Genomic DNA, 20,882 nt, shown 5'->3' on the forward strand with positions numbered 1-20,882 from the left:
TGACCCGGTGGTCGCCGTCCAGGCCCTCTGGTAGCCTTTGTCGTCATGAATACCCCCGCCGCCGAGCCGCGGTTCCGTGTCGGCACGGCCTCATGGACCGACCCGACGTTGCTGGCGGCGTCGTTCTACCCGCCCGAGGCGAGGACCGCCGAGCGGCGGCTGCGATTCTATGCGGCGCATTTCGACACCGTCGAGGTCGACTCGACCTACTACGCCCTGCCGAGCGAGCGCAATTCGATCCTCTGGGCCGCTCGCACCCCGGACGATTTCCGCTTCAGCATCAAAGCCTTCGCCTTTCTGACCCAGCATGCTGCCGAGACCCGCGCTCTGCCGCAAGCGCTGCGCGCGTCCTTACCGGCCGACGCCCTTGCCCAACCGCGGATCGAGCGACCGCCGCCCGAGGTTAGCGATCTGGCCTTCGACATGTTTCGCTCCGCCCTCGTGCCGCTCGACCGCGCCGGCAAACTCGGTTGCGTTCTCTTGCAGTTCCCGCCGTGGTTCGCGGCCACGCCCGCCCATGAAGCTTACCTCGATCTCTGCCGAGCGAAGCTACCCGGCTATCGGCTCGCCGTCGAGTTCCGTCATCGTAGCTGGTTCGGCCCACGCGCCGAGCGTACCCGCGCGTTCCTGGCCGAGCGTGACCTCGTACTCGTCTGCCTCGACGCCCCCGCGGCGCCATCGATTCCGCTTGCCCCGTTCGTCACGACCACGGACATCGCTTACGTGCGCCTGCACGGGCGCAACCGCGAGGCCTGGTTCGCGCGCCATCGGAGCGCCGCGGAACGCTTCAAGTACCTCTATTCGGACCGGGAGTTACGCGAGTGCGCGGAACAGATTCGCCGCCTCGATCGCGCCCGCACGATCTACGTCCTGTTCAATAACTGCTACGCGGACTACGGCGTCCGCAACGCCGCCACGATGCGCGGCCTGCTGGCGGGCGACGCACTCGGCACGGCGTGACGCCGGCAGCTACCGGCACTGCAGCCTGATCGCAATCGAGTGCGACAGGTCGTCTAGGTAGCCGATCCACCGGTCGGCCCAGCCGTACTTCTCTCGAAACGCGCGGCGCACCGCCTCGTGACCCTGGGGGTTGGGCAGCTCCGCAGCCGTGCACTGTACGACCCGATCGCCGCGGGTCAGCTCGACCTGCGGCCGCGCCCGCAGATGCGCCAGAAACGGCCGATCCGGATGCGCCGCCTCGATCAGCGTTCCCTGCGGGGTATCGGCGATCCAGATTCGCGTGGTGCGCTTGCTGCCGTCATCGGCAACCGTGGCGAGCAACACCACTTCCTTCGCCTCGGCCGCAAGCAGCGACACCGCCGCCACCACGGCGACCAGAAGGATGGCCGCGAGCAGTGCCCAACGCAGCATTCGTTCGCCTCCTCTCCGTCCGCTGTCGCCGCGAACCCCCTGCGGACACTACCGGTCCAACAGATGCGCACGCTCCGATTTCTCGAACTCCTTGCGCAACGCGTCGTAATCGGCAGGTGCGAGGGGCCGATACCGGTCGTCGCCGCGCCGCCGGTAGTAGACCTGCGTACCCGCCGGCAAACGCTGGAGGTCGAAGTGAACCTTCTTCATGTTGCGCACCAGCACCTTCTGCGTTTGCGTGTACTCGAAGTCGTCGACGACGCGCACGTAGTCCGGAAACCACTTCGGATCCAGACTCCCGCCGCTCACCTGGGCTTCGCACCAATCGAAGAACGCCTTGGGGTCGAACTTCGCGCCGCCGCGCAGCTTCACGGCGGCCATTACGTGCTCGTCCGAAACCGCGCACGGCACTCCGTAAGCCACCGCCAGCGCAACGTCCCGGTGCTCGGAAAGAATGCGGCCCACCTGGGCCGCGGAAAAATTCTCGCCGTCCTTGCGGATCCAGTCGTCCGTTCGCCCATCGAAGAACAGATAACGCCTGCCATCCCGTTCGAGGATGTGCCCGAGATCGCCGGAGTGGTAGACGCCGTCGCGGTACTTGTCGCTGTTGGCGCCCGGATTGTCGAAGTAACCCTGAAAGAGTGCCGTATCCTCGGCGACCCGGCAGATCTCGCCGACGCACTGCTCGTAGTTCAGAAGCTTGCCGTCCGGACCGATCTCGGCCGGCGGGCACTCGCGGCCCGCGCTGTCGATTATCTTCACCGCGGTATCGGTTATCTCGCCGACGCTGCCGCGCGGGTCGCCTCGGCGCCGGAAAGTGCTGATGGCAGCCTCGGTCGAGCCGTAAAGCTCGAACATGTCATCGAGACCCATCCAGGCACTGAACTTCTCGATGTCCGGCGGCGCCGCGCCGTTGCCGACGGCCCAGCGCAACTTGTTGCGCGGATTCCTGGTGATCTCCGCCGCGATGCGCGCCTCGTCGCCGCCGTACTCGCGCTCGATAGCGCCGAGCACGTAGTGCACCGGTTCGCCTACGTAGTTCCAGAAAGTTGAACCGTACCGCAACACGTCGGGCACGAACTGACTGGCGCTGAAGCGCTCGCGGATACCGAGACTGCCGCTCGCCCACAGTGCCGGCATAAGACCGAGGAAGATGGAATTCGAGTGGAACAGCGGCATGCAAGCATAACCGACATCGTCGGGCGTGAGGCCCAGATTCGACGACACCCCGAGGCCGATGCCGCAGAGTTTCATGTGGTTGTTGTTGATGCCCTTGGGCAGACCGGTGGTCCCGGAGGTGTAGATGATCATGAGGTTGCGATCCGGGGCGACGTCGACCCCGGGTGCGTCGAGCGACTTCTCGGGACCACCGACCTCGGCTGCCACACAGGCTCGCAGATCGACGCTTGCCGGCACCTTGCCCCCCGGCTGCGTTGGCAGCACGAGGATGTTCTCCGGCGCGATCGCCGGCAGCTCTTGCCTGACGCGCTCCACCTCGGGCAGGAAGCGCTCGTCCACGATGAGAATCCGCGCCTGCGACTGATTGATGACCCCGGAGAGCACGCCGCCGCGCAGGCCCGTGTTGACGCCGAACAGCAGTAATCCGGCATAGGCACAGCCGCCGTACAACGCCAGGAGTTCGAGGTGGTTTTCCAGGATCATGGCGACGTGCCCCGGACGTGCATCGTCGATCGAGCCGAGGCGGCGCAACAGGAAGTGCCCCGTGCGCACCGACTCGTCACGATACTGGCGATACGTCCAGGTGCGGTCGCCGTGCATCAGGAAAATCTTCTTCTCGAGCGCCGGGTGCTGTGCCCGCGCCTCGATCTGGCCGCCGATGGTAAACGGCGCGGTGATTGCGATTGGTTCTGCCATAGCTCCTGTTCCTCGGTGAGTCTCGTGACCGGATGCAATTGGCGTCGCGCCCGCGGTCACTGCGGCGCAAGCTGTCGCAGAAACGTCTCGGTCAATTCCTGCGGTACGTTCTGCGGCAGATTCAGCAACCCGGCTCCCATGCCGCAGTCATGCCACTCCGCCAGCTTCTCCTTGCAGTAAGCGAGCGGCCCGCAGATGCTGATGGCATCCATCAGCTCGTCGCTGACGGCGGCGGCGGCTTCACGGCGCTGTCCGCGGTTGTAGAGATCACGCACGAGGTCGGCGTTCTCCTTGAAGCCGAAGCGGCAGAACATCTCGTGGTAATAGACGCCCATGCCACCTATGTAGAAGGAGACGCCCGGCTTGACCAGCGCCCGCGCCGCCGCGCGATCGTCGATGGGCACGCAGGCCACAAACGGCGCCAGCTCTATTGCCGCCGGGTTTCGCCCCGCCGCCCGCGCCCCTTCCGCCACGAGGGCCAGACCTTCCTTGAAGCACCTGTACGGCCAGAAGGTCGGCAACCAGCCGTCGGCGATCTGCCCGATCTCCTTAACGGCCTTCTCCTGGAGCGAGGCGACGTAAACCGGAATATCGGGGCGCAACGGCTTCATCTCGAGCTTGAAGTGGCGGAGCGCGAACAGCCGACTGAGATCCGGCGACAACCGGTCGCCGCGCCAGAGCGTGCGCATGATCTTGATACTATCGCGCATTCGGGTCAGCGGCTTTTCATAGGGAACGCCGTGGAAGTTTTCGACGACGACCTTGCCGCTCGTACCGAGCCCGAGGATGACCCTCCCCTCGGAGATCTCGTCGAGCGTCGCCGCACTCATCGCCAGCAATCCGGCCGACCGACTGAACACGTTGGCAATTCCGGTGCCCAGCTTGATCCGCTTCGTGTGCACCGCGATTTCGGTGAGCAATTGAAACTGCTCGTATGCCCAGGCTTCCGGTATCCAGATCGAGTCGTAGCCGAGGTCGTCGGCAAGCTGGGCTGCGCGCAGCACCCCCTTGCGGTCGTACCCCTTCCAGAACGGCACAATTCCCAGCTTCAAATACATCTCCGGCTCCTCCACCGCGGATCACTCGATTACGGTTCACCGCGCGGCGGCTCCCGACGCCCGCGGGCAGTCGCGACCCGTGCTCCGTGGTCGGGGCTCCGTGTTCGGTTCTCAGCGGGCGAACTTCGTCGAATCGTCCGGGGCTGTCAAGCCGGGGACGGCGGCGGGGCGATCAGGCGGTACACCGGCTGCGGTTGCTGGAACCCTTTCAGCGCCAGCTCGCCGACCGGCTCGGCGCGGCAGCCGTTACGCAACTCGGCCATGACTCGGCCGCTGATCAGGATCTCGCCGCCACCGGCCGCATCCGACAGCCGTGCGGCAAGGTTCGTCACATTACCGATCACGCTGTAATCGCGCCGGCCCTCGTAGCCGACGAACCCGCAGGTGGCGTATCCCGTGTGGATGCCCATGCCGACGTCGATGGCGTAGCCCTTGCGCCGCCACTCGCCCCGCAGCCGCTCGACGTCGCCTCGCATCGCCAGTGCCATCGCGACTGCCCGGTCCACGTGGTCGGCCTGCTCGACCGGGTCGTTGAAGAACACCATCAAGCCGTCGCCCGCGAATCTCTCCAGGGTGCCGGCGTACTCGCCGATGCGCCGACCCATGCATTCGTGGTACTCGGCCAGCGTGGCCATCACCTCTTCCGGCTCGACCCGATCCGAAAACGACGTGAAGCCGCGCAGGTCGGCGAACAGGACCGTCACCAGTTTGCGCTGGCTGCGCAGCTCGGCTGCGCCGCCGCGGGCCATCACCTGGTCGATGACCTGCGGCGGGAAGAACCGCTTGAGCTCCGAGAACTCGCGCTCGCGCAGGTCGAGGCGTTGCGCCGCCTTCACCCGCTCGATCGCCTGCACCGCCTGCTGCGCCACGGTCGAGAGGGCATCCAGCTCGGCGCTGCCGTACACGTCTCCGGTCGTACGCGCGCCTACGGCCAACCCGCCGATTACACGCCGGTCGTCGAGCACCGGCAGTACCGCCTCGGCGCGCAGGCGGTCAAAGGCGCGATAACACTCCGCCCGGATGTTCGTGTACTGCGGCTCCACGGCGATATGGTCGCGAAAGATCTCCTTCCGCGTTGTCCGCAGGAGCTGCACCACGACCTCCTCGGCGAGATTCCGTGGCGCTGCACCCTCCACCCCCGCCGTCCGCACCTGTTCGCCTTCGTCAACCACGCCGGAAAGCAGAAAAGCCACGGCGTGGCGCGCGTCGCAGATGCGCCCGGGAGTGCGCGCCAGCGCCGCGAGTACCTGATCGATATCCCTCGCCGCCTGCATCTCGGCACCGATGCTGCGCACGATCTTCGGGTAGCGGTTGCGTTTCGGGTACAACATGGCGTCGAGCCGGGCGTTGAACCGTGGCCATACGTAGAGGAGCGGAAAAAGCAGGACCGCAACCGCGTACGGATTGGCGGCGACCAGCAGGACCGCCACCAGCGTCAAGACGAACACCACCGCGGCGTAAATGACCGCCCGCTGCACCGCGACTCGTGCGTTGAGCAGGTCGTGCCGCACGGTGATGTATCCCAGGGAAACCAGAAACAGGCTAGGGGTCGCATACGCGATGCGCATGTCGATGACGAGGATGCCAAGCGTGTTACGCATGAAATTGACGACGGTGAGCGGCAACACGCCGGCCGCCGTGCCGAGGACGAGTATGCGGGCGCGTTGCGCCACCAGCGGGTCGCGGCTCCGGATGGCAAGGAAGAGGTTGCGCGCCGTGAGGCAGAGCATCGCCGCCAGCAACACCGACGTATCGAGAAAGCCGCCAAAGTGCTTCAGGATGCCGACCCAACCCGAGGACCATCCCAGGAACTGAAGCAGGCCAAGGCCGATCCCCCCGGCGTAAATGAGCGGCACTATGCGCGGACGGCGCACGAGAACGGGGTGTACGACCGGGAATGCCAGAGCGACATGAAACGGGGCCACGGCGCTGCATCCCACCATGAGGCGGAAGTACAACGCCTGCCAGACATCCTCCTTCGGCAAGTGCAGGAGCAGCACGCTGAGTTCTCCACCCACAAAGCAGCAGACGGCCAGCAGCGCCCAACTGCTGGCTACATAGGGTCGCAGGAGGAACGTGACGATCCCGACAACAAAGAACAGCGCCCCCAGACCGAAGGTCGTACCCTCGGCGAACAGGGCGTCCTCCCAGGTCCACAGACGCACCGGGAGCGTCACCTCGGCGATACGTCCGCCGGTCTGTCGTAACCTGAGGGTGTTGGTCGATCCCACGTCGCGCGCCAGCGTTGGCGGAATCGCCTCCTTCAGAGCGACACCGGTCGCGGCGATACCGTTGACGGTAAGGATCTGGCCTCCGCCCCACAGCCCGGCCGCCGCCGCGTCCCAGCGGGTGGGCGAGACGTTGTTGCCCTCGAGCGAGAACCCGACGTCAGGCCGGCCGATCCGCCCGGCCTTGTCCTCGAGCGCGAAACCTACGCCGATGCAGTAAGCGATCGCCAGCAGCGCAAACAGCGCCTTCTGTCCGGACGTGCCGTCACGGAATCGCATCGATCCCTCCCCCGGTCGCCACGGAGTCTACCCGATTTTCCCACCGCACCGCACGCGCGACCCGCTTAACCGCCCGCCCTCGGTTCGAGCGAATACGATTGAGCGCCGCGGACCGCCGCGATAAGCCTGATTCCTGACAACCATGGACAGCCGACCGCTCAGAATCCACAGGTTCCTGACCGGAGTGCGGAACGCCGGTCCGGCATACCTCGCAGGCCTTGCGTATGCGTGCTGCCTGCTGACGGCCGCGAACGCACGCGCCGCGTGGCAGCCGGCGGAAATCGACCTGGCACGGCCCCGGGTTCTTTACCGTGCCGCCGAGCGCGATCTCGTCCGGGACCGCCTCGGACGCGAACCCTACCGCAGCGTTCTTGCGGACCTCCTCGCGCGCGCCGCAATGGCCGACGGCATCGCGCTCGACGATCACAGCATTCCCAGCGCGCGTCTCAAGGCGCGTGCCGCCAAGAACCTCGCCTTCGCCTACGCCATCGACCGCACCATCGTCGACGGCGAGGTTACCCCTTTTCCGACGGTTGGCGCACGCGCGGCCGCGGGTGGGCGCGTGCGCGACCTGCTCGCCAACATGTACACCCGCTGCCGGCTGGCCGTGGATCCGCCCCTCGGAGGCTGGGACCGAGATATCAACACCTCCGAAGAACTGATTCAGTACGCCACCGCATACGACACGATGCTGGGCGCGGGCTACGACTTCGGCGCCGACGCCGCCCGCATCGAAGATCATCTCGTCACTCTGGCCGCCGAGCTGTATGACAATTACGCCAACCCCGGTTCCGCGAAGTTCTATACCAATCTCCACCAGAACAACCATCGCTCCAAGAGTGGTGCGGCCCTCGTGGTCGCCGGTATCGCCCTCGCCGAATACGTCGCCCCCATCGGAACCGACGAGCGCGGCATTCGCGATCCGGAAGCCTGGATCGACTACGGACTCGATCAGGTGGACGCAATCATGCGCTACGTTCTGGTCACCGGCGACGGCGCCTACGCGGAGGGGCCGTATTATTTCCGGTACGCCGCACAGAACCTCTTGCCGTTCGCCCGCGCGTGGGACCGCCTCGTCGGCGGACGTACCTGGCCCGTCGGCGGCATCGAGATCCCGAGCCTCTGGCGCCATCCGCTCTTTACGCGCAGTTTGCGCTGGGCCTTCGACATGACCTTGCCCGACGGTTCGCTCGCTCCCATCGACGACGGCAACCCGGGGCGTTCCTTCTACTTCGGGGCCGCTCCCGCTGCCGCGGTGGACGCTGCCGCCTTGGCCTGGCGCTGGGCCAACGCACCGAGCCGTCTCGAGACCGAGGGAAGCGTCGACCTCGCCGCCGACGCCCTGGTGGTCTACGACGACACGACCGTGCCGGCACCGCCTGTGGGCTCACCGACGGCCTTCTACATCGAGGGCGGCAACGCCGTCTTGCGCCGCGACTGGTCGAGCGACGCCGTGCAGGCCGTGGTGCTCGGCGAGCACGACACGGCGTCCGAGTTCGGCCGCGGCCGCGACGGCCGCGGTGTCGGACCCCAGTCGCACGAGCACGCCGAACCGGGCTCCTTCATCCTGCACGCCTTCGGCGAACGGCTGGCGATGGACCCCGGCTACTTGGATTTCGGCAGCCGCGGGGCCGTGAACAAGCCGGAGCACCATAACCTGATTCTGATCGACGGCTCGGGACCCGTCGACTACCTCGAAGCGTCGTTGCGGTTTCGCCGGCAACTTCGCCGTCCCCCCGCCGACGGCCACGCCACTCTGTCAGAAACGTTCGACACCGGGTTCCTCGATGCGGTCCGCGTCACCACCCGCTACGGCCGGCCGGCGGCCGGCGCCGCGTTGGTCTCCCGTCGCTTCCTGATGCCCGACCACGCCTACCTGATCGTTGCCGACCGCGTCGCCGTGCCGGGCGATCCGCCCGCGACGTTCACCTGGGTGCTCCACGGCAACGGCGGCGGCGAGAGCGGCGGCACCTTCGCGGCACAACCACTCGGCGGCCGCTGGACGCGCGCCCGGGCGCGTCTCGATGCCGGCATCGCCGTGGCGCCGACGGCTCCGAGTTTCGCCACGGCCGAAGGCATCCACGAGATTCCCGGCAACATACGCAGCACGCATACGATCCTGCACGCACACGCGACCGGAACCGCGCTGCACGCCCTTCAGGTTCTGTTTCCCAGCCGCACCACCGGTGCGACGCCCCCGGAGATCTCCTCGGTCGACATCTCCGACGCCGCCGCCCTGCGCGTACGCGACCCGGCAGCGGACAGGCAGGTGCTGGCGCTGTACCGCATGTCGCAGGGAACCGTCCTGCATCTCGACCCCGATTCGACCGGACTCCCGGCGCTCACGACCGACGGCCATCTGCTGCTCGCCGACGCGCGCGCGGACGGCGCCTTGCGTCTCGTCTGGGCAGAGGGAGCCAGCGCGATCCGGTACGGCTCGGTCGCCGTGGTTGCCGAGAGCGCCGGCGTGCTGGGCATCGCCCCGGACAAGGACCGGGCTGAACTGGTCGCCGCTACCGCCGATGCTGAAGCGGCCGTCTCCGGACTGCCCTTTGTCCCGGGGGCCGCCGACGGCGCCTGCGGCTTCAGCCTGGTCCCGGAAACCCCGGGCACGCCGCGGGCACAGGGAGTGGCGCTCGCTTCACCGGCAATCGAGCCACCGGAAGGGGGCGTTATTGTCCGACTCGGCCGCGAGCGCCGTGTCATCCTGCGAGCGGAGCGCGGCAACTCCGCCCCGGCGGCCGATCCCGGTCCCGACCGTCGCGTCGACGTGGGTGTGACGGTCGCGCTCGATGGCTCGGCAAGTTGCGATCTGGACGGCGATGCCCTGACCCCGCGCTGGGCTCTCGTGTCGGCGCCGGCAGGCAGCGACTGGACTCTACGCGGCGCCGACACCTGGAGGCCGTCTTTTGTGGTCACGAGTGCCGGCCCCTATCGTGTCCGGCTCACCGTCACGGATGCACACGGTTCCGCAAGCCGGCCGGTCGACGTGGTCGTCGTGGCTGGCCCCGAGTGCGGGGACGGTATGGACACCGACCTCGACGGCTGGATCGACACCGACGATCCGGATTGCAGCAGTGCGGGGGACACGAGTGAAGCCCCGAGCCCTCTCCCCTGCCCCAGCGACTGCAACAGCGACGGTCAGGTCATGATCGAAGAGGTGATTGCGGCGGTAGCCATTGCTCAGGGCGAGGCGCCGCCGTCGACGTGCGCCAACGCTGACACCAACGCGGACGGCGCTGTAACGGTCGACGAGCTGATCGCCGCCATCGACCGGGCACTGAGCGGGTGCGCGGCAGTATCTCGCACGTAAGAGCATATCCTCTTGGATAAGGAAGCCCGAAGCAGATCTCGGGTCCAAAGTCCAAGGCCCCAGGTCCGGAGTCCAGTGCCCGCGACCGTGCGGGTTCGGAATGTACCTCACACCATCACAAGTGCCAGCGCGCCTTGTAGGCCTTGCACATTTGCGCCAACAGCACCTCGTACTCCGCATCGACATCGATCCCCAGCGCGTTGTCCCGGGCAATGGTGGGTGGGTTCACGTTGTCGATGTGTGCCGGCACGACGAGCACATAGTCGTACCCAACGACATGGGTCAGGCCAGGCGGCCGCCTTGGGAGTTGCCGGAATTTCGCGACCGTCTTAGCGGGATCGTCCGGCTTGTTTGCGCTGACCGCAAGCGGGAATTCGGTCCACAGTCTCTGGTCCCCCGTAGAAAGCCGCGGCAGTATGTGCTCCTTAAACTCGCCGGCCCTGCCCCTGAACATTGGCTTGATCCTGTCGGGCACGTTCAGGACACGATCGGCAACGCCAACGATGACGGTTGCAACCAAGACGGCCTCAGACTTGACGCGATGCAACACCTGAAGAGCCTCGTTGAGGTCGTCAAACCGCGCATCACGGTTTCGGTGCGCTGTCACGACTGACTTGTTCTCGACACAAATCCGGACCGCATCCAGGTCAGGTTCCCCGGCCGGTGTCGGCTCGGTGACTAGAAGGTCGATCTTCCGCTGGCGTGCGCCCGGGGTCCGGACGTTGAGCCAGCAACGAACTCTGTCAGCTTCCAGGTCGGCTCGGAGCACCTCACATTCCCCGGTCAGGTCGGCAATGATCCCGCGGCTGACAGTGTCCGAATGCGCTTCCCGTCGATGGTTGTGAAAGCCGCTCACCCTTATCTGCTCGACCACCTCGTCAAACGGCGTCCGCATCGAGCACTCTCAGGGGCAAGCCAAGCTGTTTACCAGTATTGGCGGCAGCGGGATCACCAGTCCGTCGGTTCGCAATCGTTGCAAGCCGGTGAGGAATTGGGAGAAGCTTGAGCACGTGACTTTGCACGCGCAGGAAGCCGTTCGCTGCCCTTTGACAATTGGAGGCGAGCCACCTCCGAGCAAGTTCGGAGTTCAAGTACTGACAGATTTCCTCAAGTGAGTCCGGGTTCTTCGGAACGATATAGTAGACGGAATGACGAGGGACGATGCCCCCGGTCCGGTCGAGCCAGAATCCGGGCTGCGCGGTGATGTCCTTGCACAGGATCTTGGGCCTCAGGATGACCGGCAACGGCGGGGTTTCGTGGAACGCGTACCAGGGTTTGCGTGCGACACATGTTCGCGCGGTCAACTTCGCTCTCCGCCCTGGATTCATCAAATACGCGTGGAGACCGCCAAGCTCGGACTCCTTAAGCAGCTGGCCGTTGCGCGTGTAGGGCACCAGCATGGCGTGGCGACCGTGCACTTCCGCGCCCGCCAACGTCAGCTCGCGACCGGCAACGGTCGGGTAGGCAAACGGTTTCAATTGCGGGTCGATCAGATCGTCGCGGAGCACGAAGACCGCATCCGCTCCCGTCGCGACACCGCAACTTACCCGCACGCAGATCTGGTTCAGTGTGGCGCCGCTCTTGGACGAGGAACTACCGTTCATCTGTGGAAGCCATGATGAACCGTCGCTTGACGGGGTGACGCTAACCGTCTCACCGGTTCTCCCGATCAGGACCGTTGGCCCCCTGCTAGCTGCATTCCGTACGCTGGTCACGGCCGGATAGGTGAGGAGCGTGCCGAAGGTGTTCTCCCCAACGAGTCGAATTTCTTCCAACTGCCTCCTTGCAAGGATTCTTCGAAGCGGCGCCGCCGTCTCGACGTACAGGAACTTCTCGGGCGTAATGAAGACGAGACGCCCACCTGGCTTCAGACACATCAGGGCCTGCTCGAAGAACAGGAGGTACAAATCGAAACGCCCACGCGCCGTCTCGTAACGCTGGCGGTAGCGGCTGCGTTCAGTCACAGACAGGCCGGTAATCGCGACATAGGGCGGGTTACCTACCACGAAATCGTACAGGCCTGCATCGCACGCGAGGAAGTCGTTCTCCCGCAACTCAACACTGCGATGGCGCTTAAGCCTTCGCCGGGCTTCAGCCAGCAGGCGGGCGTCTGACTCGACGCCGACGACGTGCGGGACGGCAAGGCCCCTTCGTTCGCACCACCGGATGATGCCCTCGATGAAGGCACCGGTGCCCGAACCAGGGTCGAGAACCGTGTGCTCCGGCCTGACATCCACGTCGCGAAACAGCCGGTCGACCATCAGGTCAACCGTCTCCATCGGCGTAGGTACGAAGGCTTTCATTTGGCAACCACTTACACGATCAGCAACTCGCGGTTCAAGGACACAACGACTCGCGGCGAACCCGGAACCCTCACCAACAGTATAACAGCCTGGTAACCTGACATCCCTCCCTCACCCTTCCGCCCGCTCTAGCCGGACCGCGATGTCGCGTGCGAACTCCGGGACCGCGAGACGAAGCTGCCCGCCGGCGGGGACGAGGCCGATGCCTTCCGTCGTTCCCCCGCCCCAGGTGTCGAACCACGTTGCCCGCCAGGTGCCGTCGGCGAGGCCATCGAAAACAGCCGTTGCACCCGTCACCACGGACGCGTCGGGTGCGCTCCACTGATGGCGCATGTTCTTCACCCAGGCGAGAGTCACCGAAGCGCCCCGCAATACGAACACCCGCAACGGCCGTCCATCGGGCGCCGTCGTATCTGCCGTCGTAACCGCGAACTCCTGACCCGCGAAATCGACGCCACGCACGAACGCTGCCACCGGTCCGAAGTGGAAGTACTGATCGCGCGGATCCACCACGTTGTCCCACCACCACGACATGCCCGTACCGAACGTCCCTCCCATAACACCGCTCCACAGAATATCGTGGAAGCCGTCTCCCCCGGGGTCGGCGGCAATAGTCTCGGCCGGCCCTCGGAAGTCGACGCCCGCCTCCGCGATCAGCACCGGCTTGCCGTAGCGCGCCAGCTTGCGCGCCTGACGCGGCAGCACTTCGGTAAAGTTCACGGCAATCCCGAACGAGTAATAGTGCCCCTGGGTGTAGTCGATCTCTTCCAGCTCCCAGAGCGCCTTGACCAGCGCACCCAGACTTACCCCGTCGCCCCAGGCGAGACTGGTCGAGACGAGTCGGTCGTAGGGATCGAGAGCCCGTAGCTCGCGCCCCATTTCCCGGTGCCAGTCGATCAGCGCCAGCCCCTCCGGCTGATCGGCGAGATCCACTTCGTTCCACAGCTCCCACGTCATCACGTTGGTCGCGTAACCCCACCGAGCCACTATGTAACGCAAGCGCTGGCGGAAGAGCCGCCGCGCCTCGGGATCGGTGAAGAACTCTCGCGGCCGCGCCAACGGCCCGCCGTTGGCGGCATTGTACGGGCAGTCGGCCCACTCCGAGTTGTTGCTCAGCGAGAAGGCGCCATGGTTCTGGATCGACAGCATGATTTGAATGCCGTGCCGGCGGGCGAGATCGACGACGTAGTCGAGCTGCCAGGCCCGGTCGAGTCGCGTCGTGTAGTTGCCCAGCGAACTATTGGCCACCGAACCGTCGACGGCCCGGGTTATCCATTCGAGACCGAACGCCCAGCTCGGCATCCAAAGACGGATGTAGTTGACCCCCTGCGCGGCCAGCCGCTCGATCCACACGTCGTAGGCGAAGGTGCCGCGCCCGTCGTACCAGCAGAGGTTTTCCCCCACCGCAAAAAACGGCGTGCCGTCGTCGTGTTCCAGATAACGCGGGTCGCGCGCACTGCGCCGCACAAGACCATGCACTCCGGGCGCCGCCGGCGCGACGATCAGCGCTTCCCATTCCGTCTCGGTCGTGCCCAACGGCGTACGCACGCGCCAACGCCAGTGCCAGCGGCCGGGCGCCGGTGGCGAGAAACGCACCCGCCATTGCAGTTCACCGGCCGCCGCGAGTTTCTCGAAGCCGCCTACCAGACTGCGCGTGTAATCGCGTCCGACGAATGCCGGGACTACCAGCACATCGCCCGCCGGCGACCGGAAATCGGCGTCGATCTCGACCGTCGCCGGATCGAATGGGTTCGCCTCGGCGACCGTCCGTTCGAGAACCGCTTCGAACGGCTCCCATTGCGTCGCCGTCGTTGCCGCCGTCGGGACCGGCGTCACACCGTCGTTGTCGCCGCACCCCCCGGCGCCAAGGCAAGCGGCGAACGCCCCGCAGAAGAGCACGGAGCGCGGAACACGTAACCCAGACACGGCACTGTCCTCTCACCCTCGGCAGCCGTCATCCGGGTTCTGTGCTCGCGGAACCACTCGCCGGGTTGGCTAGCTCCAACCCCACTTCTTCTTGTTCGCTTCGATTTCCTCGGCCGTCGGCTTCGGCTTCTGCTCGTGCTTGCAGACCTCGAAGTCGGCGGTGTGCTCCATCATCTTGTAGTTGAGGGGCGTGTCGTCGCTGAATACGTCCGGCACGGCGGCCTCCTCGAAGATCGCCTGCCACGGGCACTCCGGCTCGCAGGCACCGCAATCGATGCATTCGTCGGGGTGGATGTAGAGCTGATTCGGAAACGTCGCCGCGTCCGACCCCGTGTACTTATAGATGCAGTCGACCGGGCACACGGACACGCAAGCGGTGTCAACACAGTCCCTGCAAAGCCGAGTGATGATGTACGCCATCTGGTCCTCCTCGCTACCTTCCGCGCGCGCCCCTTAACGCGCACGGCTGCAAAACAGCAGAACTCATGGCCCCGGTCAACGGAGGCCGCCGGCCGAATGCGAGATCCCCGTTTCCGTCCGCGACCGCAGGTCTGTACTCCCGGCCACGTTCCGGTTAAGAACCGCCTGCCCGCCGGCGCCGGCGGGCGGCACGAAATCAGGGAGGCCATGGCGATGTCGTCCAACTCGGAGTCGTACGCAGGGTTCTATCTGGTCGGGTTCGCCGGTGCCATCGTTGGCGTCGCGATCGCGCTCGTCGTCTTCGGCGCCGGCGTCCTGACCGAACACCGCCTCAGTAGCGGGCACGCGCAGACCGGGCACGGTGCGGCGGCGGGCCACGAAAACCCGCCGGCGCGGAGGCCCTGACGACCTACGCGCCGCCCTTCGCTGCCCTGGCCAGAATGGCCTCCACGATCCGCACGACGTCGATGGTAGCGGCGATGTCGTGAGTACGCACCAACTGCGCACCATTGCGCACCGCCACGGCAGTCGCCCCGAGCGACCCTGCCAGCCGGTCGGCGGGGTCCTGCCGTCCCGTACAGTAACCGACGAACGACTTGCGCGACACGCCGACCAGCAGCGGATGCCCCAGAGGCCGCAGCGCCTGTAGTCTCGCCAGCACCTCACAATCGAAGGCGTGCCACGGGACTGCCGCCTGCCTGAAGAATCCGATGCCCGGGTCGAGAACGATACGCTCCCGCGGCAGCCCGGCCGCGTCCGCACGTCGCAGGGCCGCACGCAGGCAGGCGGTAACAACGCGCAGCGGGCTCGCCGTCGAGCGTTCCGTCTCCCGGGCCATGAGCACGACCCCGCCTGCCCGCCGTGCCACGCCAGCCATTTCCGGATCGCCGGCAAACCCGCTGACGTCGTTAACGATCGCGGCCCCCGCATCCAGGGCCGCCGCCGCCACCTCGGCCCTCTGCGTGTCGACCGAAACGGGCACAGCCACCGCGTCGCAAACGGCGACCACCGCCGCCAGTAGCCGGCGCCTCTCTTCACGGGCGTCGATCGACCCCTGCCGATACGGCGCCGTCGACATGGCACCGACATCGAGAATGTCGGCACCCTCCGCGACCATGGCCCGCGCCCGCTGCCGCAGGGCGGGGGCACCGCGGGTTACCGAACCCGCATGAAAAGACTCGGGACTGACGTTAATCACACCGACGATGCGCACCGGATAGCCGTCCCCGACGGCAATTCCGGCGAGCACGGCCCGGCAGGTCGCTGCAGACAGACGTACCTCCGTGTCTCCGCAGGGTGGGCCCTCGTCCCCAGGGGTCGCTCAGGACTGTCCGACGGCCATCACCTGCCCTTCCACTGCGGCTTGCGCTTCTGCGCGAAGGCCATGACCCCTTCCATCATGTCCTCCGAGCCGAACAGGGCGCTAATCAGTGGGTAGGAGCGGTTCCCGATGGCCTCTTGCAGCGGTACGCCTTCGCTGAGCAGCGCCACCTGCTTCGAGGCGCGCACGGAGATCGGCGAGCACTCCAGGATGGCGCTCGCCCAGCGCTCCGCGGCGGCCGCGAGGTCCGCGGCCGCCACGACCTCGTTGACGATGCCGAGTGCGTGCGCCTCCGGCGCCGTGATCGGTTTGCCGGTGAGCATCATGCCCATGGCGATCTTCGGCGGGATGAGCCGCGGCAGACGCTGCATACCGCCGGCCAGGGCAGCAAGCCCGACCCGCGGTTCCGGAAGCCCGAAGGTCGCCGTGTCGACAGCAACGAGGATATCGCAGCACAGTGCGATCTCGAAGCCGCCGCCGAGCGCCAGACCGTTGATGGCCCCGATTACGGGTTTGAAAAGATCGAAGCGGCTGGTGATGCCGCCGAAGCCGCCCTTACCCCACTCGCCGCCCATGCCATGCTCGGCGGAGTACTTGAGGTCGTTGCCGGCGGAAAACGCCTTCTCCCCGGCCCCCGTGAGGATCGCCACCCAGCACTCCGGGTCGGCGTCGAAATCGTCGAAGGCAGCGGACAGTTCCTTGTTCGCCGGCGGGTGCAGAGCGTTGCGCACCTCGGGACGGTTAATCGTGATCCTGGCCAGGCGACCCTGCTTTTCGTAGGTGATGAACTCGAACGCCATGTGCCGTACTCCTCCTGCGGACCCGCGCCGCCGGGCGCGGCCCGGATTGAAGTCGTCGCGCCGCCGGCGCGACCGCCGCACTATCCGCAACTGGCGTGGCGAGCGCAAGCAGGGAGGCCGGGAAGCGGAGACCGGCGGCCCCCACCGCGGCGCCGGCCCGGGTCGCCCAGGCGCAATCCACATTGCCCCGTGCTTGACTGGCTCCTGGACTGCGGCCTAATACCCGCGTCGCCCGGCGACGACACCGATCGGGGAACGGAGAACCAGGGATGAGCGAACGGACCATGCGCGCGGCGCGTTTTCACGGTGGCACTGCGGGGCTGCGCCTCGACCGGGTGCCGTGGCCGGTGCCGGGGCCCGGTGAGGTCGTGGTGCGCGTGGCGGCTTGCGGCATCTGCGGGTCGGACGTGCACTTCCTCGAAGGCATGCCGCTGCCGGCGCCGCTGCCGTTGACGCTCGGTCACGAGCCGGCCGGAATCGTGGAGACCCTCGGCGACGGGGTCACGGGGTGGCGGGCCGGCGATCGGGTAGCCATTCACCTGGGCACGGGTTGCGGCGCCTGCGCCACCTGTCGCGGCGGCAATCCCACCGCCTGTCGATCGATGCGCTCGCCGGGGCTGCACATGGACGGGGCGTTCGCCGATGCGGTGTGCGTGCCGGCCTCGTGTCTGGTGCGGGTGCCCGACGGCGTCGAGTTGGCGGCAGCCGCGGTGGCCACCGACTGCGTGGCCAGTCCTTATCATGGCATCGTCTGCCGCGGCAGACTCACCGCGGGCGAGAGCGTCGCCGTAATCGGCGTCGGCGGTCTCGGTGCCATGGCGGTGCGCATCGCCAGGGTTCTCGGGGCACGGCAGGTGATCGCCGTCGACCTTTCCCAGGTCGCGCTCGAACGTGCGGCGCAGCGGGGCGCCGACGCGTGCGTGCGCATCGCCCCGGACGAGGACCCTGCGCAGCACGTTCTGGCACTCACCGACGGCGGTGCCGACCTGGTGATCGAGTGCGTCGGGCGCGCCGACACCGTGGCTTCGGGCGTACGTTCGCTGCGTCCGGGCGGGCGCATCGTCGTGGTCGGGGTCGGCCTCGAGCCGCCGCGCATCGACATCCCGCAGGCATACTTCTGCGTGTTGGAGTTGACCGTCGCCGGCAGCTTCGCCTCGCATCCGCACGATCTGGCCGAGGTGCTGCGCCTCGAAGCGGAGGGCAAACTCGACATCCTGGGGTCGATTTCGCATCGCCTGCCGCTGGAACGGGTGGGGGAAGGACTGGAGATGCTGCGGACGAAGACGGGAGATCCGCAGCGGATCGTCGTCGAGATCGGGGGGTAACGGCAACGGCACGGTGGAGCGGGCGCTCCGCGCACGCTCGCTTCGTTCCAATCAACTCGTCTCGGCGAACGCGCGCGGAGCGCACGTTCCACCGGGGCTCTGTTCAATCTTCTCGTCTCGGCATGCTCTCTTCGTCGTTCATACCGCGCGAACGCCCCGACGACCCGAGGCCGTCCAGACGCGCGGCCATGTGGAACACCACCCAGGCGCCGCAGCGGTCGCAGTCGACGTCGTTGCCGTAGCAGCAGAATGGCGTCGTGAAGCGATCGCCGTCGAGGTAGAGCGGCAGTAGATGGTCGCGGGCCGGACACGCCGCGGTGACTCGCGCGGCGTGGGGTGGGAGCATGAGCTCGAGGCTGCGGGCGGTGTTGCGCACGAACCCCGGGTAACGCGCCTTGAGCCGCTGCACTTCGCGCACCGCCCCGGCGCGCTCCTCGTTCGTCGCCCACGCATCGGGGCCCGTGTCGCCGGCGCGCGGCACGTAGAACGAGAACGTCATCCAGCCGACCCGTGTCTCGCGTAGCGCGACCACCAGCTCTTCGAGGCGGCGTTCGTTACGCCGCGTCACGACGCACTGGGCCTGGACGGGGGATCCGAACCCGTCCGGAATCCGTGCCAGCGTCCGCATGACGCGACGGAAAACTCCGTCGCCGCGCAGCGCGTCGTTCAGGTCCTCCGGCCCGTCGAGGCTGATCACGTAAAGCACGTCGGGACCGAGGTCGATCGGTGGCGCGGTACCGTTGGTCGTGATGGTATTGCGACCGAAGAGGCGTACGCCTTTGCGGAGGAGCCCCGGCCGCAACAGCGGCTCGCCGCCCATCCAGAGTGCGTAGCCGATGCCGTGGCGTTCACGCAGCGCCGTCAGGGCTTCCAGAATATCCTCGTCACTCGGCTCGTCGCGGCTCGAGGCCGGAGCCTCGTTGGGGTTGCCGTCGCGAAACACGAAACAGTGCGTGCAAGCGAGATTGCAGCGGTTGGTAACGTTGACGATGACGCCCGGATAGCGCCCGTCGTCACGGTAGTGGCCGCTCAGTTCGGCACGGACCATCGATTGTCCTCCCGGCGCGGCGCCTGCCGCGGCAGCGCCGAAGCGCGATCGACCATAGCACGACATTGCTGCCCTGCACGACGCATCGCCGCCGGCCGCCCGGCCCGCACCATTTCCGCCGCCACCTTCCCCCTCGTACCACTTGACTCCACCCGCGCGCCGTGAAATGAACTTGATAATCATTCTCATTTCGTCCGGAGGAGTCTTCTCTATGATCGCCGTTCCGCCACGCCCGTCCCGCCTGTCCATGCTCGACCTGCGCCCCACCTTGTCGCACCTCGCTCCCCGGCCTCTCCGCGTGGCGGCGCGGTCAAGCGTGCGCCGGCGGGCACCGGCGGCACTCCTGCTGAGCCTCGCGCTTCTCGCCGCGTGCGGCTCGGGAAACGAGGCAACCCCCGCTTCGACACCGGATCCCAATCAGCCCCTCTCGGCGGCGGAGAAACTCCTCTCTCCCGAGGAACTCCTGGGCAAGCGTCTGTTCGAGGACACTAACCTCTCCGAACCTGCCGGACAGGCGTGCGCCTCCTGTCATGCGGAAGACCTCGCCTTCCAGGGCAACGCCGGCTCGGCAATCCCCGCAGTCGCCCAGGGCAGTCGTCCCGAGGCTCTCGGTGACCGCAATGTTCCGACCGCCATGTACGCGCTGTTCAGTCCGCCCTTCGCCCTGGTCGAGGAAACCACGCCCGAGGGCGAAATCGAGTACGTTCCGACCGGGGGCCAGTTCTGGGACGGCCGCGCCGACTCTCTGGCCGAGCAGGCCAAAGGGCCATTCCTCAACCCGCGTGAAATGAACAACCCTTCGGCTCGTGCCGTGGTGGACAAGGTCGCCGCCGGCCCTTACGCGCGCCTCGCCGCAACAGTCTGGGGCGACGGAACGTTCGCCGATACCGACGCGACTTACGAACGCATCGCGCAGGCGATCGCGGCCTTCGAGCGCACCGAACGTTTCCGTCCCTTCCGCTCCAAGTTCGACGACGTACTGCGCGGCAAGGCCGTATTCACCGAAGCGGAGGCGCGGGGCTTCGAACTGTTCAAAGATGCCGAGAAAGGCAACTGTCTCGCCTGCCATGTGGGCGACGAGGAGTCCAATGCCCCGGAGGACTGGCTGTTTACCGATTTTACCTACGACAATCTCGGCGTACCGCGTAACGCGGCAATCCCCGATACCGCCGACCCCACGTGGTTCGACCTCGGACTCTGCCGCCAGGACGGGCTCGAAAACAAGGTCCCGGCCGAATTCGACGTCGAGTCGTTGTGCGGGGCGTTCAAGGTTCCCACGCTGCGCAACATCGCTCGCACGGGCCCATACATGCACAACGGCTTCTTCAGCACGCTGCGCGACGTGGTGCGCTTCTACGTGACCCGGGACACGAGTCCGGAACTCTGGTATCCGGCGCACCCCGACGGCACCGTGGCGAAGTTCGACGACTTGCCCGCGGCGTTCCACGACAACGTCAACACCACTGAAGCGCCCTACGACCGTCAGCCCGGCGAGGAGCCGCGCCTCACGGACGAAGAGATCGACGCGGTGGTGGCGTTCCTCGAAACCCTGACGGATCGGTAACGGACCAGCCGACCCCTGTCTCTAGGTCCGGCCGGCTCCCCTCCCGGTCTC

The 20,882-nt window shown here is 66.8% G+C and carries 15 protein-coding genes and 1 pseudogene; 5 read left to right on the top strand and 11 right to left on the bottom strand.

The genetic code is table 11. The annotated features are described in order from the left end of the window. Positions 1-45: 45 nt before the first annotated feature. Positions 46-960, top strand: coding sequence for a DUF72 domain-containing protein (locus tag L6Q96_06835; protein ID MCK6554289.1), 915 nt, complete (start codon positions 46-48; stop codon positions 958-960). A gap of 9 nt (positions 961-969) precedes the next feature. Here the strand turns inward: L6Q96_06835 and L6Q96_06840 are convergent, their stop codons facing one another. The 4 genes from L6Q96_06840 to L6Q96_06855 all read right to left on the bottom strand — a co-directional run bounded on the left by L6Q96_06840 (position 970) and on the right by L6Q96_06855 (position 6,811). Continuing rightward, positions 970-1,371: a hypothetical protein gene (locus L6Q96_06840; protein MCK6554290.1), complete on the bottom strand. Its 402-nt coding sequence runs from the start codon at positions 1,369-1,371 to the stop codon at positions 970-972. Positions 1,372-1,419: 48 nt separating this feature from the next. Then, a complete protein-coding gene (locus L6Q96_06845) occupies positions 1,420-3,246 on the bottom strand; it encodes an AMP-binding protein (GenBank protein ID MCK6554291.1) in 1,827 nt (608 codons plus the stop codon). Positions 3,247-3,302: 56 nt separating this feature from the next. Next, positions 3,303-4,304: an LLM class flavin-dependent oxidoreductase gene (locus tag L6Q96_06850; GenBank protein ID MCK6554292.1), complete on the bottom strand. Its 1,002-nt coding sequence runs from the start codon at positions 4,302-4,304 to the stop codon at positions 3,303-3,305. A gap of 146 nt (positions 4,305-4,450) precedes the next feature. After that, a complete protein-coding gene (locus tag L6Q96_06855; protein ID MCK6554293.1) occupies positions 4,451-6,811 on the bottom strand; it encodes a GAF domain-containing protein in 2,361 nt (786 codons plus the stop codon). A gap of 142 nt (positions 6,812-6,953) precedes the next feature. Here L6Q96_06855 and L6Q96_06860 point away from each other — a divergent pair, with 142 nt between their 5' ends. Then, a complete protein-coding gene (locus L6Q96_06860; GenBank protein MCK6554294.1) occupies positions 6,954-10,124 on the top strand; it encodes a heparinase II/III family protein in 3,171 nt (1,056 codons plus the stop codon). Positions 10,125-10,239: 115 nt separating this feature from the next. On the opposite strand, the gene L6Q96_06865 is transcribed toward L6Q96_06860, so the two are convergent. From L6Q96_06865 to L6Q96_06880, 4 genes and pseudogenes are all read right to left on the bottom strand, one after another. Then, positions 10,240-11,019, bottom strand: a complete 780-nt coding sequence (locus tag L6Q96_06865; protein MCK6554295.1) for a hypothetical protein — start codon at positions 11,017-11,019, stop codon at positions 10,240-10,242. Next, on the bottom strand, positions 11,003-12,427 hold the full coding sequence (locus L6Q96_06870; GenBank protein MCK6554296.1) for an Eco57I restriction-modification methylase domain-containing protein: 1,425 nt from the start codon (positions 12,425-12,427) through the stop codon (positions 11,003-11,005). Before L6Q96_06870 ends, L6Q96_06865 begins: the two co-directional genes overlap by 17 nt. 111 nt (positions 12,428-12,538) lie before the next feature. Then, positions 12,539-14,353 carry a DUF5060 domain-containing protein gene (locus tag L6Q96_06875; GenBank protein ID MCK6554297.1) on the bottom strand — a complete coding sequence of 605 codons (1,815 nt, stop codon included), beginning with the start codon at positions 14,351-14,353 and terminating at the stop codon, positions 12,539-12,541. A 207-nt stretch (positions 14,354-14,560) separates the two neighbouring features. Beyond that, a pseudogene (locus L6Q96_06880) lies at positions 14,561-14,773 on the bottom strand (4Fe-4S dicluster domain-containing protein). Positions 14,774-14,869: 96 nt separating this feature from the next. Between L6Q96_06880 and L6Q96_06885 the strand changes: the two are divergent. Continuing rightward, positions 14,870-15,178 carry a hypothetical protein gene (locus tag L6Q96_06885; protein MCK6554298.1) on the top strand — a complete coding sequence of 103 codons (309 nt, stop codon included), beginning with the start codon at positions 14,870-14,872 and terminating at the stop codon, positions 15,176-15,178. A gap of 4 nt (positions 15,179-15,182) precedes the next feature. On the opposite strand, the gene folP is transcribed toward L6Q96_06885, so the two are convergent. Together folP and L6Q96_06895 are read right to left on the bottom strand one after the other, a co-directional pair. Continuing rightward, entirely contained in the window at positions 15,183-16,022 is an 840-nt protein-coding gene (folP, locus tag L6Q96_06890; GenBank protein ID MCK6554299.1) for a dihydropteroate synthase, read from the bottom strand. 92 nt (positions 16,023-16,114) lie between these two features. After that, a complete protein-coding gene (locus L6Q96_06895) occupies positions 16,115-16,894 on the bottom strand; it encodes an enoyl-CoA hydratase-related protein (protein ID MCK6554300.1) in 780 nt (259 codons plus the stop codon). A gap of 269 nt (positions 16,895-17,163) precedes the next feature. Between L6Q96_06895 and L6Q96_06900 the strand changes: the two genes are divergently transcribed. Then, the gene (locus L6Q96_06900; protein MCK6554301.1) at positions 17,164-18,219 is read left to right on the top strand and encodes a zinc-binding dehydrogenase; all 1,056 of its coding nucleotides are present in this window, start codon (positions 17,164-17,166) and stop codon (positions 18,217-18,219) included. 103 nt (positions 18,220-18,322) lie between these two features. Here the strand turns inward: L6Q96_06900 and L6Q96_06905 are convergent, their stop codons facing one another. Further along, entirely contained in the window at positions 18,323-19,267 is a 945-nt protein-coding gene (locus L6Q96_06905; protein ID MCK6554302.1) for a radical SAM protein, read from the bottom strand. 211 nt (positions 19,268-19,478) lie between these two features. Between L6Q96_06905 and L6Q96_06910 the strand changes: the two genes are divergently transcribed. After that, positions 19,479-20,831, top strand: a complete 1,353-nt coding sequence (locus L6Q96_06910; protein ID MCK6554303.1) for a c-type cytochrome — start codon at positions 19,479-19,481, stop codon at positions 20,829-20,831. Positions 20,832-20,882: the final 51 nt, after the last annotated feature.

This window comes from Candidatus Binatia bacterium, assembly GCA_023150935.1.
GTDB lineage: Bacteria > Desulfobacterota > Binatia > HRBIN30 > HRBIN30 > JAKLJW01.